Source organism: Pseudomonas fluorescens, from assembly GCF_902497745.1.
In the GTDB taxonomy this organism is placed as follows: domain Bacteria; phylum Pseudomonadota; class Gammaproteobacteria; order Pseudomonadales; family Pseudomonadaceae; genus Aquipseudomonas; species Aquipseudomonas fluorescens_BM.
On the sequence record NZ_CABVHJ010000025.1, the window covers coordinates 15,294 to 29,878 of the forward strand.

The 14,585-nt window shown below is 59.6% G+C and carries 9 protein-coding genes; 4 read left to right on the forward strand and 5 right to left on the reverse strand.

The window, feature by feature from the left end; translation table 11 throughout:
- Positions 1-4: 4 nt before the first annotated feature.
- The 4 genes from F8N44_RS27675 to F8N44_RS27690 all read right to left on the reverse strand — a co-directional run bounded on the left by F8N44_RS27675 (position 5) and on the right by F8N44_RS27690 (position 9,179).
- Positions 5-229 (reverse strand): hypothetical protein, encoded by a 225-nt coding sequence (locus F8N44_RS27675; RefSeq protein ID WP_150652555.1) that lies wholly within the window; start codon positions 227-229, stop codon positions 5-7.
- Positions 229-2,943: an RHS repeat-associated core domain-containing protein gene (locus F8N44_RS27680; RefSeq protein ID WP_150652556.1), complete on the reverse strand. Its 2,715-nt coding sequence runs from the start codon at positions 2,941-2,943 to the stop codon at positions 229-231. The genes F8N44_RS27675 and F8N44_RS27680 overlap by 1 nt, the downstream gene beginning before the upstream one ends.
- On the reverse strand, positions 2,940-7,454 hold the full coding sequence (locus F8N44_RS27685) for a SpvB/TcaC N-terminal domain-containing protein (protein ID WP_150652557.1): 4,515 nt from the start codon (positions 7,452-7,454) through the stop codon (positions 2,940-2,942). The genes F8N44_RS27680 and F8N44_RS27685 overlap by 4 nt, the downstream gene beginning before the upstream one ends.
- Before the next feature lie 201 nt (positions 7,455-7,655).
- The gene (locus tag F8N44_RS27690; RefSeq protein WP_007916251.1) at positions 7,656-9,179 is read right to left on the reverse strand and encodes a fumarate hydratase; all 1,524 of its coding nucleotides are present in this window, start codon (positions 9,177-9,179) and stop codon (positions 7,656-7,658) included.
- Between the two features lie 205 nt (positions 9,180-9,384).
- Between F8N44_RS27690 and F8N44_RS31445 the strand changes: the two genes are divergently transcribed.
- The 4 genes from F8N44_RS31445 to F8N44_RS27705 all read left to right on the forward strand — a co-directional run bounded on the left by F8N44_RS31445 (position 9,385) and on the right by F8N44_RS27705 (position 12,722).
- Positions 9,385-9,846 (forward strand): hypothetical protein, encoded by a 462-nt coding sequence (locus F8N44_RS31445; protein ID WP_191630959.1) that lies wholly within the window; start codon positions 9,385-9,387, stop codon positions 9,844-9,846.
- A 63-nt stretch (positions 9,847-9,909) separates the two neighbouring features.
- Positions 9,910-11,016, forward strand: a complete 1,107-nt coding sequence (locus F8N44_RS27695) for a sensor domain-containing diguanylate cyclase (RefSeq protein ID WP_150652558.1) — start codon at positions 9,910-9,912, stop codon at positions 11,014-11,016.
- Positions 11,009-11,944 (forward strand): iron-sulfur-binding ferredoxin reductase, encoded by a 936-nt coding sequence (locus tag F8N44_RS27700; RefSeq protein WP_150652559.1) that lies wholly within the window; start codon positions 11,009-11,011, stop codon positions 11,942-11,944. Before F8N44_RS27695 ends, F8N44_RS27700 begins: the two co-directional genes overlap by 8 nt.
- Before the next feature lie 28 nt (positions 11,945-11,972).
- Positions 11,973-12,722: an enoyl-CoA hydratase-related protein gene (locus tag F8N44_RS27705; RefSeq protein WP_150652560.1), complete on the forward strand. Its 750-nt coding sequence runs from the start codon at positions 11,973-11,975 to the stop codon at positions 12,720-12,722.
- A 265-nt stretch (positions 12,723-12,987) separates the two neighbouring features.
- On the opposite strand, the gene pyk is transcribed toward F8N44_RS27705, so the two are convergent.
- Positions 12,988-14,439 (reverse strand): pyruvate kinase, encoded by a 1,452-nt coding sequence (gene pyk / locus F8N44_RS27710; RefSeq protein WP_150652561.1) that lies wholly within the window; start codon positions 14,437-14,439, stop codon positions 12,988-12,990.
- Between the last annotated feature and the right edge of the window lie 146 nt (positions 14,440-14,585).

Below are 14,585 nucleotides of genomic sequence, written 5' to 3' on the forward strand. Positions count from 1 at the left end.
CATCTCAGGCGGCCTTTTTCTTGTTGGTACGCGCCTGCTTCAGCAGAAACTGGTTGTCGGTGGTGCCCATTTCCTTGTACCAGGCCATCGCGTTGTAATACTGGCGAGCGATAAGAGGCTCTACAGCGGCGTCGCTGGGTTGACGCAGATAGGCGATCTGTCTGACAGGCAGTCCCCTGCCGTCCTTTGCGACTACGTCTGGGGTGCGAGTCAGGGCGCGCGATTTCATCATTGTTTCGCCGCGCTTTTCTTTTGTATGTGTGCCGAGACTCTTGGCAGTAACTCGATAGTACGATTCATTTTGCCCAGCACGGCAGTTTCAATATTAGCGAGACTGTATCGAGTGCCCTGCGCAATTGCGATGTGTTCCCCGCCGAGACCTTCCAGCTCTTCCAGTGCCTGGTCGTACCCCTCCTTCTGAAAGGCGAGGTAATCGGCAACCAATTCGATACCTTGTTTTACCAGATCCAGATCGCGCTGCCCCAGCGAATCATTGAGTGTCTCGGTCACTTCGACACTGAGTCGGAAAAAGGCCAGCCACTTTTCCAGATGAGTGCCACCCGTTAGCACATCAGCGGTTCCGATGGTCCCTGCGATCAATACTTCCTTGTTTCCGTCAGTGGTGCGCGGGTCATATTTTGAGAGATACGATTTGATTTTCGTCTTCCAGTTTTTCGGTTTGGCTTCTTCAGCCAAGCGACCCACGTCGTAATCTGCGCTATCGGGCAAAAGTTTATAACCGAAGGGATTGTCTACGCCGAGCTTGTCAATCTGTGTGCCGGTAACATCAGCGGCGATTGCTGCTGTACCGATGCCAATAATCACCCCTGTGACCGGATTGAAAGTGAGCGCTGTCCCTGCGGCCGCACCTACGGTAAACGCCGCACCCGCTGTGATGGCAGAGGCCAGAACGTTGAGCAAGGTCAGGGCTGCCCGCTTTCCGCTGGAACGGTAGATATCCTTTGTGGAATTCAAGTGGTTGAGTTGATAGATCGATTTGTCCAGTTTGCGTGTCACAACAGCAAGCAGGTTTTCATAGTCTTTCGCCACTGTCAGTAATTCAGAAGATGTTCGCTGTTGTCCCTGAGCATCGAAATACCGCAGCGGATTGTTCCCGACGAATCCGTACAGATTCAGCCCGTCCACATCCCCCGCCGGATCCGCACTGACCCAACGCTGCAACCACGCTGCGTAATAGCGTGCGCCGTAGTAATACATGCCGCTGACATCCATCTCCTTGCCCGAATAACGTATGAACTTGTAGCTGACCTCAATCTCCGAGCGTGCGCTCGTCCACGCCGTGGCGCCGAACGGGTAGTAGCCTTCCTGGCTGATCAGTTGTGCCTGTTGATCGAGTTCCATCACGCAGGAACCGAGGTGATCTTCGAGGCTGTAACGCAGTTGATCGGTGTCGATTCCATCGGGTTTGTTCTCTGCCCAATGCAGGCAGCGCGCGTTGCCGAGAATGATGACGTGCAGTTCTTCGCCGTTGTCGCGGGTACGGATTTCCAGCCCCGGCAAGTAGCGCACCTGATGAAAGTGTTCGGCGTTGGCCGCCAAGGTCTCGTAGCGTTTGAACACGCGCATGCCCTGGCTGTAGCGGTAGTACTCGGCATCATTGGGGGCCGTTGCGCGCTGGACCAGGGTCACACTCTCCAGCTCATCGCGAGCGTTCCAGTGCAGCGGTTGTCCGGGTTGTTCCGGTTGTACGGTCAGTTGATTGCCATGCTGATCGAACAGATCGTCGAACACCGGCTCCGGCTCGCCTGTATTCCAGCGCACCCCGCGATTACTCTTCGGGTCGATGAACATGTGCTGGGTGGAGTTGTTGCCGGCCCGTACATGGCACAGTTCGATCAGGTTGCCACCGTGATCGTACTGATAGGTCTGGGTGTAATTGAGGCGATTGTTCGGGTCGCCCGGTTGCGGCAGGCCGGGAATATCTGACGGCGGCGCGTCGTCGTGGCCGGTGGCGCTGGTCAGCCGATAGAGCGAGTCGTAAGTGAAATCGCGATGGCCGTCGACCCGTTGATTGGCAAAATATCGCGGCTGAAAAGCGTGGTCTTCGATGCGGGTGATATTGCCGACGCGGTCGTAGAAGTATTCGAGGTCTTGCAGGACGCCGCCATTCTTGTGGCTGGACTGGGTGTGCAAACGACCGTCCGCCGGGTCATACGTCCAGGTGCTGCGTACCCGATTCCCGGCCAGTTGTTCGATGATCTGGTCGTGGGCGTTGTACTGCGCATCGAGCAACACCGGCTGCCAGTCAGACGTGCCGCTGATCAGCAGTTGCGCTTGTTTGAGTTGCCCGGCCAGACCGTAGCGCGAGCGTCGCCGATGGCCGCCGGCGTCGACCTGTTCCAGCAGCGCGCCGAGCGGGCTGAACACATGGTGGCTGGTGAAAGCTTCACCATCGTGGAACGTGCGGGTTTCGCGCAGCGGCGGGCCAGTCAGAGAAAAACTGTCCGTGAGCAGCGAACCGGCGCGATCTTTCTGCTCCCGCAACTGGCCGCGCTGGTTGTACCCGGCCTCGACCGTGGCGTCGGCGTAGATAAATTGATCCACATCGGGTTCGCCATTTTCCTCGAGCGCGACGGCGCGCAGTTGCTGATCGAAGGTTGTGCGCCAACGATGTTCACGCTGATCCCAACGCTGCAACGGCTCACCGGCCAGCCCCGGCAAAGTCAGACGCCAGCCGGCATCGACGCTGTCGGACTTCAATACCGCACCGTTCAGGTTGTAAACCGTAGTCAGGCAAGGTGCCGACAGGCGCGGGTCCCATTGTTCGACCAGACGTCCGGCGTAGTCGTGCCGCTGACGGGTGACCAGAGCTTCGGGGGTGTCGGCCGTCACAGTGCGCAAATACCCGATCTGCCGCACTGGCAAGCCACGCGCATCGCTCACCGCCAGCGCGGGAGTACGCCGATGCACGTTGGCAGTCATGACCGTGGTGCCTTTGTTGGTGACGACGATTCAGCTGTGTCATTGAAGTCTTCGCTGGCGTGATACCAAGGGTGGTAGGACTCTCGGGAGAAGTCGCCTTTGGCATTGACCACTTGGATCTGCCGGCTCTGGACGTCGTAGTAAACCCGATCGTGATGACCCAGTGTGCGCAGGGACTGATCGTTGACGTAAGCATAGGTGTCGGCGAAAAACGCGCGGTACTGACGAACCGGCATACCCTTGTTGTTGAATTCGACACGTTCACTGATACGCCAGCGCGGGTTGGCATCGACTTCCTTGATCTGGCCATTCTCGACGATCAGCGAGCCGTCGGCGTCCACGGCATAGGCCTTGCCCGGGTCAACCTTTTGCTGGGTTTGCAGCGCCCGGCCAAAGCCGTCGACGCAGGCTTTGATGATCTGGATCTGCACCTCCGGATCGCCCGGGTAGCGATCGGCACTGAGGATTACGCTGTGAACCGGTTCTCGATGCACGGCTGCGATGACGGCTTGCAGTGCCTGTTCATCAGGCGTCAAGGCGCTACTGCGCCGGGCCAGTTGTCGGCGTGTGCTGGCCTTGATATGCCCGCTGGGCAGCAGATAACCTTGGGCAATCCATGCGAGGGCGGCGCCGCTGTCGTTGGCGATCTGCCCCATCCAGCTGAACAGGTCCTTGCGCAGGGTACTCGCGGCTTCTTGTATGGCGGCAGGCGGGTTGGCAATCGCCGTTGCCGGACGCCGATCTTCCGCAGGTATGAAGTCGCTCAGCGGCTTGAAACCCACTGGCTTGTTGTTTTCGGTGCCGTAAAAACTGGTGGCCAACGGCTGACCGGAAGGCTCGTAGATCGCTTCGTGAATGTTGTCGTTGGCATCGATGATTTTCACCGGCTGCAGCGCGTGGTAGTCGTAATCGATTCGCGTGGTGCAGCCATCCGGTAGTTCCACGCGTTTGACCGCTAGCGCATACGTGTCGTATTCGGCGCGTGTGTAGCCATGGCTGAGGGTTTCGCGATAGCGCAGTACCTTGTAGAACCCGTCGAGACTGGCATATTCGGCGTAACCGAAATTCGCCGACCACAGATCCTGTTCTGTGCCGCCCAAAGGGTGAATCCAGAACAGAAACGGCATCGGTATGTAACCAATCGCTGCCAGTTCAGCTCTCACGTCGAAATTCGACAGTACGCTGTAAGCGTCCAGCGCGGTCTTGTCCAGTTGTGCCATTTCCAGTGGGCCGGCCAGCGCCTCGAAGCCGGCAACGCCATCGTCCAGCAGCTTGCCGTCGGTACTAACGTAACGCTGTACGGACTGCGTAGTCAGCACCCGTTCGGTATTCCAGTGCGCCGAATCCTCATGCTCCATCAGGTGCTCATAGGACACCAATGCAGGGGTAAGCCCAATGGGCAGGCTGCCTTTGGCCAGGACCAGCGCATTGCCGCGCTGCTGATAGGGCAATCCCAGGCGCCAATGCTGCAGGTCCGTGTCCAGATTGATAAACGCTGCACGGCTTTCATCCAGGTAATTATCTTGCTGGGCCATGTCATGGGCGTCATACCACCACTGCTGTTCATCAGGATCGTCGAAGGGGGGCGAATCATTTTTGGTGAGCCGCCGGGCGTAGCTCACCATGATGGAGTGAGTAGGCTGGCCGTAAAGGTTGTAGCGCAGATTCAGTTCATGTCTACACAGGGGATCATCGACGAAACCGTCGTAGTGATAGCTGATATTTTCCACCACCAGCGGCAGCAATACGGCGGCAGCATAAGCGCCTTGCTTGCGCACCTCACGTACCCGATAACGCATCTCTTCGACCGTGTAAGGCGTGGCGATCGGGGGGCTGTCCTCGCCGGTATCGGCATAAGTTTCAATGCGTGTGACCGAGCCGACCAACGCCCGCGAGATCTGGTAGCGAGTGTCTGCGTCGGGGGCATCGAGCGGCTCTTCGAAGTCGTCCGCCGGGTGATATCGACTGAACAGCGTATCGCCCAGCGCCACCGCTTGTGCATCGTGATTGAAATAGTCGTCGCGCGATCGGTCCATCGATTGCCCGGTGTGAAACCAGGTGAACACCCGCATCGGCTTGCTGAAGCCGTCGCCCGCGTCGTCGCTGGCGCTTTCACTGTCGGTTTGCTGCAACAGGCCGAAACCGCGGAATTCGCGATCACGGCTGTCGTAGAAACCCTCCCGCCATGTGAACGTCTGCGTCAGGCAGTTGCCGGTGATCTCATCCAGTTGCTGTTGTTTTTTGACCACCGCCACCGGGAACGGCAGGTGGCAAGCCGGAAAACGTCTAAGGGTGGGCAAACGGCGTTTTTCATCCAGCCATTCCTGCGCCGAGCTGCGGTAGATCACGTTGGCACTGCAACCCATGTTGTTGTTACTGCTGGTCAGCAGATACGGCTTGGCCGAAACGAAATCGTAGCGCCAATACTGCGGCTGCATGTGCGGCACCGTCAGAATCAGGCTGGCGCAGCCCAACCCCTGAAGGTCGGCAAAACTCACCTGGCTGAAACGGTCGTAACGTACGCCGTCGGGCCATGGCACGCTGATCGGCATCTGTTCCAGGCCGTTGCCACCATGGTTCAGGTAGATATCGAAAGTGTCTGAATTCAGATAAATCAGCGATGCGGCACCGGAGCCGTCGAGGTCGGCAAGGCGTACGCATGACGAATCGAATTGCTCGTAGTTGAAGGGCAACTCGCTGATCTTGCGACCTTTGCCAAAACGGCCGTGACCCAGGTTCGGCCAGCAGCGAATTTCATCGTGGCGTATCCGGCACAGCTCGGGCATGTCGCTGCCCAGCAGGTTGCCCAACAACACCAGTTCTGTTGGGGAATTGCTGAACAATGGCAAGCGGTCATCGGCGGGTTCGTGCCGCACCTCTTCAGGCGCAGCAAAGCCCTGATCGCGCTCGTTGGCATAGAGCCGCACCGAGTTCGGCCCGATCAACGCCAGGCTGCTCAAGCCATCTCCACTCAAGTCGCCGAGTGTCGACAGGGTGTTGAAAAACTCCGGTGGGAATTTGCCGAAGGGCACGAAGTCGGCAAACCTGCGTTGTTCTGTCAGGGTGCGGAAACCACTGATACCCGGTTGTGCGGTGACCCAGTCGAGGCGACCGTCACCCGTCAGGTCGGTCAACAGTTGCTGTACCGGACGGTTGCGATCAGCGACTGGTATTTTGGTCAGCTCGATCCAGGGCCCGTAGCCGATTTCATCGGTGCCCTCGGTCGCACGCCGTGGTTCGCGGTAGTACCAGGCCTGATCATAGCGACACAGAAAACCCGGTACACCCTCGCCATAAAGATCCACACACTGGTAAAAACCACCGTCCTCGATACCCGGCTGTACATCGAGTTCGAAGAAGCGGGCCGGGGTTTTACTGATCTCGAAGGAGGCGTAGTCGAACTCGACTGGCGGTGTGTTTTCGACAACGCCCTTGGCATCGAATGCCTGATAGTGCGCCGCGCTGATCTGGCTGTAAGACCACTGCCCGATATTCTGCGGTGAGTGATATTCCAACAGCAGGCGGCGCACCAGTTTCGGTTGTTCAGTCGACTGCGCGGGAAAGTGATGAAACAGCAATGCTTGCTGGCAGAGTCGGCGAGTGCCCAGTTCAAAGCCACGACCATGGGTTGAAAAACGGTCGGGGCGGACTGTCCAGGGGCTCAGGGTGTCACCGTCATACGCCGGGATGTCGGTCAGCGACGTGCTGCGCTCGCCGTAATCGAACAGCAAGTGAAAGTGCCAGTCCAGGTCGGTGGGATTATCTGTTGTCCAGCTGTACAGATCGCTGCTGGCCGTGAAGTTGCCATAGCACACGCGGCGCAGATAACGCTGGGCGCGGTAGTCATGTGTCGGGTCCAGTTCCTGATCATCGGCCTTGTACTCAAAACAGATATGTTCGCCACGGGCGTTCATGCTTTCGCAGATCAGCCATGTGGCGACGCGTCCAGGTGCATCGGGATCGACAATTCGTGTGGCTTCGGTTTTGCCGTAAAGGTGCAGTGAGCCGTCGGCACCATGGATCAGCCAGAACACTGGTGCATCTGCGTCTTCGGTCTGTTGCTGCCAGCGTTCACGCAAAGCAAAGTCGCTTTCGACTTGCGGCCAGTAACGCACCACCCTGTGCGAGCCGATGTCGACGCCGTTGTAGGCGTTCTCTACACGAAATTTGAGTTCGCCATTTTCGTCCAGCTCCGGCATCCATACTTCGCCATCCACGCCGATGATTTCGTCCTGCTCGGTATAACGTGGCACGCCTCTGTTGGTTCGGCGGCTGATCTGACCCACACCACTCAGATTCCAGGAAAGGCCGAACGGACCGTTGCCGCTCTGACTGCTATAGCTCAACGAAAACTGCGGATCCCAGCCCCGCCCGGCGGAAGTCGGAATGGGCAGTTCGAACGTTGCCGCTCCGGTCGGGCCCACAGAGCCCCAGCTTTTGCCGATGGTAGCGATCGATGCGCTTTTGGCGATCGAGGGTGTGGTGATGCTCAGCTCTTGTTGATCAGGCATGCTCGAATCCATTGCGCGCGGGGTGGGCGTGAATGGACTGACGCTAACAAGAACCGCGATTAAATGAACCTGTCAGATCTGACAGGTGCGCAAGATCATTTTGTGTGCATTGACGACGTTTTTATCGCGATTGGTTTGCACAAACGAAAACGGCCGGATCATCCAAGGGATGAACCGGCCGCTTTTATGAGGGCGAAGGGCTTACTGCACTTCTACCGCCAGGCTTTCGCTGATCTTCTGTTGCCAGATCGCAGGACCGGTGATGTGTACCGACTCACCTTTGCTGTCCACCGCAACGGTGACCGGCATGTCCTTGACCTCGAACTCGTAGATCGCTTCCATGCCCAGTTCGGCAAACGCCAGCACTTTCGACTTCTTGATCGCCTGAGCCACCAGGTAAGCAGCGCCGCCGACGGCCATCAGGTACACGGCTTTGTTGTCCTTGATCGCTTCGATCGCGGTCGGGCCGCGCTCGGATTTGCCGATCATGCCCAACAGGCCGGTCTGCTCAAGGATCTGACGGGTGAACTTGTCCATCCGCGTCGCGGTGGTCGGGCCCGCCGGGCCAACCACTTCGTCACCGACCGGATCAACCGGGCCGACGTAGTAGATGAAGCGACCTTTCAGATCGACCGGCAGGGTTTCACCCTTGTTGAGCATCTCGACCATGCGCTTGTGCGCAGCGTCGCGACCGGTGAGCATTTTGCCGTTGAGCAGGACGGTTTCGCCCGGCTTCCAGCTCTGCACGTCTTCCGGGGTCAGGGTGTCGAGGTTGACGCGACGGGCCGACGGGCCGGCTTCCCAGACGATTTCCGGGTAGGCGTCCAGCGGTGGCGCTTCCAGCGAGGCCGGGCCGGAACCGTCGAGCACGAAGTGTGCGTGACGGGTGGCGGCGCAGTTGGGGATCATGCACACCGGCAGCGAGGCGGCGTGGGTCGGGTAGTCCATGATCTTCACGTCGAGCACGGTGGTCAGGCCACCGAGGCCCTGGGCGCCGATGCCCAACTGATTGACCTTCTCGAACAGCTCCAGACGCATTTCTTCGATGCGGTTCTGCGGGCCACGGGCTTTCAGCTCGTGAATGTCGATGGATTCCATCAACACTTCCTTGGCCATGACCGCAGCTTTCTCGGCGGTGCCGCCGATGCCGATGCCGAGCATGCCCGGCGGGCACCAGCCGGCACCCATGGTCGGAACGGTCTTCAGCACCCAGTCAACGATCGAGTCGGACGGGTTGAGCATGGCCATTTTCGACTTGTTCTCGGAACCGCCGCCCTTGGCCGCCACGTCCACTTCCACGGTGTTGCCCGGGACGATGGAGTAGTGGATGACCGCAGGGGTATTGTCCTTGGTGTTTTTCCGAGCGCCCGCCGGGTCGGCGAGGATCGAGGCACGCAGGACGTTTTCCGGCAGGTTGTAGGCGCGACGCACGCCTTCGTTGATCATGTCGTCCAGGCCCATGGTGGCGCCATCCCAACGCACGTCCATGCCGACGCGCACGAACACGGTGACGATACCGGTGTCCTGGCAGATCGGGCGGTGGCCGGTGGCGCACATGCGCGAGTTGATCAGGATCTGCGCCATCGAGTCACGGGCCGCTGGCGATTCTTCGCGCAGGTAGGCTTCGTGCATCGCCTGGATGAAATCCACGGGGTGGTAATAGGAAATGAACTGCAGGGCGTCGGCAACGCTCTGAATCAGGTCGTCTTGCTTGATCACGGTCATGAGTCGCGCTCCTCTAAAAGACGGGAACATTCAATAAGGTGCCTGCGGCTTGGGTGCATCGGTCGGTCGCAAGCACCTTTCAAGGCACGCCGGGGCTGCTGGCGCGACGCTAAAAAGGCGCGGCAGTATACCGCGCCTCGATGGGGCGTACACGCGCCGGCAGTCATTCGTTGGTCGCATGGGTGGGCGAATATCGGACAGCGGGTTGCACTTCAAGAGCTACCCCCTCACCCCAGCCCTCTCCCCCAAGGGGGGCGAGGGGGAAAGGGAGCCGATTTTCGTGGTATTTAAAAACTCGGTTCGGCTGAGGGAAAGGGAGCTGATTTGTGCCGTTTCCAAACCAGAGTTCGACGCGATGCTTCAGGTCGGTGTAACTCGGAAAAACAATTCGGTCAGTCCCCTTTCCCTCAAGGGGGGCGAGGGGGAAAGGGAGCCGATTTTCGTGGTATTCAAAAACTCGGTTCGGCTGAGGGAAAGGGAGCTGATTTGTGCCGTTTCCAAACCAGAGTTCGACGCAATGCTTCAGGTCGGTGTAACTCGAAAAAACAACTCGGTCAGTCCCCTCTCCCTTTGGGAGAGGGCTAGGGTGAGGGGCTTTTCAGGTCATGCATTTGACGTCAAATTTCGAGCCCGAAAATCGGTGGTCATTTATCGACTACGCCTCTAAAGTGGCAGCCGGTCTGTAGAGTAGGACACTCGGTCAGCCTCTTATCGCACGGTGAGTCAACGATTGACCCATAACGCCATTCAACGCCTTTTGCTTAAACGCTTTGCCCTCGCTGCAGCCACCTATGGATTGGCTTTGTTGCTGCTGTGGCTGGCGTTTTTCACGGGGCATTACGAGCAGTCCCTGACTTCTGTCGCCGTTGGCAGTGCGCTGGTCGTCATCAGTCAGTCGGCGCTGTTCGCGCTGTTCTGGAGCGGGCGCAACCTGCGCTTTGCCGACCCCAGCCTGACCGAAGTGCAAGTGCTGCTCGGCCTCGGCTGGCAGACCTGGCTGATCGCCCATCTGGATGAAGCCCGTGGCGCCTTTGTGGTGTTCTACGTGTTGATCCTGCTGTTCGGCCTGTTCCACCTCAGCCGACGGGCGTTCGTGCGTTGCGCACTGCTGGTGTTCTTCAGTTTCTGCGCGATCACGTTATGGGACGGTTACCACTTCCGATTGCGCGAGCCAGCGCTTGCAGCCTTGCAGGTGTGCATTCTGGCGATGGTGCTGGCGTGGCTGGTGCTCTATGCGCGTTTCGTCCAGGTATCGCGACAACGCCAGCGGCAAAGAAGGTTTGCCTTGCAAGCGCATCAGGACACCCTGCGCGGGATGATGCGTCAGCTCGAAGATCTGGTCGCCACCGATGAGCTGACCGGGCTGTTCAATCGTCGGCACTTTCTGCGGCTGGCCTCGCGAGAGCTGAATGCGATGGACGACGACGTCGTGCATGGCCTGGCGCTGATCGACCTCGACCACTTCAAACGCATCAACGACCTGCACGGCCATGCCGCCGGCGATCAGGTGTTGCAGGCTTTCGCCGGTGTCGCGCAGGCATGCCTGCGCGACGGCGATGTGCTGGCGCGTTATGGTGGTGAGGAGTTCGTCGTGCTGTTGCCCGATTGCGACGCCGAACGGCTGACCGCTTGCTGCGAGCGTCTGCGCATCGCCTTCACCGATGTCGAATTGGTAGGCCTGAATGTGCGCAACCTCAGCCTGTCGGCGGGTATGACGCTGCTGGCGTTGGGCGATGATCTGGACGACGCCTTGCAGCGCGCCGATCAGGCCTTGTATCGGGCCAAGCGTGACGGGCGCAATCGTTGTGCGGCTGCGTGGGAGAACGTCGATGCCTGAACTTCGCGTCGGTGAACGACAGTGGTCAGTCACCACGGGCAGCAATCTGCTCGATGCCCTCAATCAGAACGGCGTCGCTGTGCCTTACAGTTGCCGCGCCGGTAGCTGTCATGCCTGTCTGGTGCAATGCGTGCAAGGCCTGCCCGCCGACAATCGCCCGGACGCCTTGAGCGCTGAACAGCGTCAGCAAGGCTGGCGCCTGGCGTGTCAGTGTCAGGTGACCGAAGACTTGCAGGTGCACACCTTCGACCCGCTCACCGATGGGCGCCCGGCAGTGGTCGAAGCGCTGGATTGGCTCAGCGACAACGTCCTGCGCTTGCGTCTGACTCCGCAACGGCCCCTGCGCTACAGCGCCGGGCAACATCTGGTGCTATGGATTGACCACATCGCCCGGCCGTATTCGCTGGCGAGCCTGCCGGAAGAAGACCGCTTTCTCGAATTTCACCTCGATTGCCGTCAGCCCGGCGAGTTCAGCGATGCTGCGCGGCGTTTGCAGATCGGCGACCCGATCCGCCTTGGCGAACTGCGTGGCGGGGCGCTGCATTACGACCCGGACTGGCACAGCCGCCCGCTGTGGCTGCTGGCTGCTGGTACGGGGTTGGGCCCGTTGTTCGGCGTGCTGCGCGAAGCCTTGCGCCAGGATCACCAAGGCGCAATCCGCGTCATTCACGTGGCCCATGATGCGGGCGAGCATTATCTGGCCAAACCCCTTGCCGCACTGGCCGCGCAGCGCGAAAACCTCAGCGTCGAGTTGTGGACGGCGGCCGAGTCAGCCGCCGCTTTGGCGCAACTGCGGCTTGTTTCCCGGCAAACCCTGGCCTTAGTCTGCGGCTCGACGGCCAGTGTCGACGCCTTCGCAAGGCGTCTGTACCTGGCCGGATTGCCGCGCAATCAACTGCTGGCCGACGTGTTTTTGAGTCGTGGTTGAGCGCGGACTTTCAGACGCGAGAGATGCCATGACCGAAGCCATCCTGCTGGAACGCGAACGCGGTTTATTGACCCTGCGACTCAACCGTCCGGACAAGAAAAACGCCCTGACCCGGGCCATGTACAGCCGCCTCGCCGAGGCGCTGAGGCAAGCCGATGGCGATCCTGAGATCAACGCCGTACTGATCACCGGCAGCGCCGAATGCTTCACCGCCGGTAACGACATCGCCGACTTTATCCAGCAACCGCCGAGCGATCTCGACAGCCCGGTGTTTCACTTCATGCTCAATTTGCTTGAGTGCCGCAAACCGGTGATTGCTGCTGTAGCTGGAGCAGCGGTGGGCATTGGCACCACGCTGTTGCTGCATTGCGATCTGGTCTACGTGGCCCGTGATGCGCGGTTGCGTATGCCCTTCGTCAATCTTGGATTGTGTCCGGAATTCGGTTCCAGCCTGATTCTGCCGCGTTTGCTCGGGCAGGCCAAAGCGGCGGAGCTTCTGTTACTGGGCGAAGGCTTTACCGGTGAACAAGCCGCGGCGTGGGGCATTGCCACCGAAGCGTTGGGCAGTGGCGATGCGGCGTTGCGCAAGGCGCGGGAAGTGGCGTTGCGTTTCGACGAACTTCCGGCCGAAGCGGTGCGTATCAGCAAGCAATTGATGAAGGCGCCGGATCGCGAGTTGATTCGTAAGGTGATCGAGGAGGAGGGCGCATTGTTCACTCAAAGACTGCGCTCGCCGGAAGCATTGGCGGCGTTGACCGGGTTTATCAAACGGCATTGAAAAGCCAACCCTCATCGGAACGCCGCCCGCCCAGCCCTCTCCCAGAGGGAGAGGGAGCCGACCGGGATGTAATGCGTTATACATCGACTTGAAAGAACCGGTCGGATTCAGCGCAGAGCTATCAGGTCGGTGCAATTCTGCAATATCCCTCAATCGGTTCCCTCTCCCTCTGGGAGAGGGCTAGGGTGAGGGGCTTTCGATTCAACGCAGAAAACAAAAAGCCCCGGCACTCACATGCCGGGGCTCTTGTTTTTCAGCGCGTCACTCAGACCTGCGGGTCGCCCACGTGCAGGATCTTCATGCCGTTGGTGCCACCGGTGGTGTGGTAGCTGTCGCCCTTGGTCAGGATGACCCAGTCGCCTTTTTCCACAACGCCGCGCTTGACCAGCTCGTCGATGGCTTTCTGGCTGACTTCGTGCGGTTCCAGCGAGGCCGGATCGAACGGAATGGTGTACACGCCACGGAACATCGCTGCGCGCGCCTGGGTTTCACGGTGCGGCGAGAACGCGTAGATCGGCACCGAAGAACGGATACGCGACATGATCAGCGGGGTGTAGCCACTTTCGGTCAGGGCGATGATCGCTTTGACGCCCGGGAAGTGGTTGGCGGTGTACATGGTCGCCAGCGCGATGCTTTCGTCGCAGCGGGTGAATTCCTTGCCGATGCGATGGCTGGAAGTTTTACCGGTCGGGTGCTTTTCAGCGCCGACGCAGATGCGCGCCATTGCCTGCACAGCTTCCAGCGGGTACTGGCCAGCGGCGGATTCGGCCGAGAGCATCACGGCGTCGGTGTAGTCGAGCACGGCGTTGGCCACGTCGGACACTTCGGCGCGGGTCGGCATCGGGTTCTGGATCATCGACTCCATCATCTGGGTCGCGACGATCACAGCCTTGTTGTGGCGGCGTGCGTGCAGAATGATTTTCTTCTGAATGCCCACCAGCTCGGCATCGCCGATTTCCACACCCAAGTCACCACGGGCAACCATCACCGCGTCGGACGCCTTGATCAGACCGTCGAGGGTTTCGTCGTCAGCCACGGCTTCGGCGCGTTCGATCTTCGCTACCAGCCAGGCAGTACCGCCGGCTTCGTCGCGCAGTTGACGGGCGTATTCCATGTCGGCAGCGTCACGCGGGAAGGACACCGCGAGGTAGTCGACTTCCATTTCTGCGGCGAGCTTGATGTCGGCCTTGTCTTTTTCAGTCAGGGCCGGTGCGGTCAGGCCGCCACCGCGACGGTTGATGCCTTTGTGGTCGGACAGCGGGCCGCCGATGGTCACGGTGCAATGCAATTCTGTTGCGGTGGCGGTATCGACGCGCATCACCACGCGGCCGTCGTCGAGCAGCAGCTCGTCGCCCACGCCACAGTCCTTGACCAGATCCGGGTAGTCGATACCGACCACTTGCTGGTTGCCTTCGGTCAACGGATGGCTGGTGGAGAAGGTGAATTGATCACCGATCTTCAGCTCGATCTTCTTGTTGGCGAATTTGGCGATACGGATTTTCGGGCCTTGCAGGTCACCGAGCAGGGCGACAAAGCGGCCGTGCTTGGCAGCGAGGTCACGCACCAGCTTCGCGCGAGCCTTGTGCTCGTCGGGGGTGCCGTGGGAGAAGTTCAGACGGGCAACGTCCAGACCAGCCAGAATCAGCTGTTCGAGAACTTCCGGCGAGTTACTGGCCGGGCCAAGGGTAGCGACGATTTTGGTACGACGGACGGACATGCAAAGACTCCTGAGTTCAAGCGCTAGCGAAGGCTACTATGCTCGAAGGGTGTAGTCATTGTTCGTTTGCACTACTTTCTATTTTCTTTATTGAACGCGGCAACTTTGGGACAAACGCGCCTGAAGATTTCCGACCATGGGTCGAT

Coding starts and splice junctions, on each gene's coding strand:
- F8N44_RS27675 (WP_150652555.1), bottom strand. CDS start 229: ATGAAATCGCGCGCCCTGACTCGCACCCCAGACGTAGTCGCAAAGGAC.
- F8N44_RS27680 (WP_150652556.1), bottom strand. CDS start 2,943: ATGACTGCCAACGTGCATCGGCGTACTCCCGCGCTGGCGGTGAGCGAT.
- F8N44_RS27685 (WP_150652557.1), bottom strand. CDS start 7,454: ATGCCTGATCAACAAGAGCTGAGCATCACCACACCCTCGATCGCCAAA.
- F8N44_RS27690 (WP_007916251.1), bottom strand. CDS start 9,179: ATGACCGTGATCAAGCAAGACGACCTGATTCAGAGCGTTGCCGACGCC.
- F8N44_RS27700 (WP_150652559.1), top strand. CDS start 11,009: ATGCCTGAACTTCGCGTCGGTGAACGACAGTGGTCAGTCACCACGGGC.
- F8N44_RS27705 (WP_150652560.1), top strand. CDS start 11,973: ATGACCGAAGCCATCCTGCTGGAACGCGAACGCGGTTTATTGACCCTG.
- pyk (WP_150652561.1), bottom strand. CDS start 14,439: ATGTCCGTCCGTCGTACCAAAATCGTCGCTACCCTTGGCCCGGCCAGT.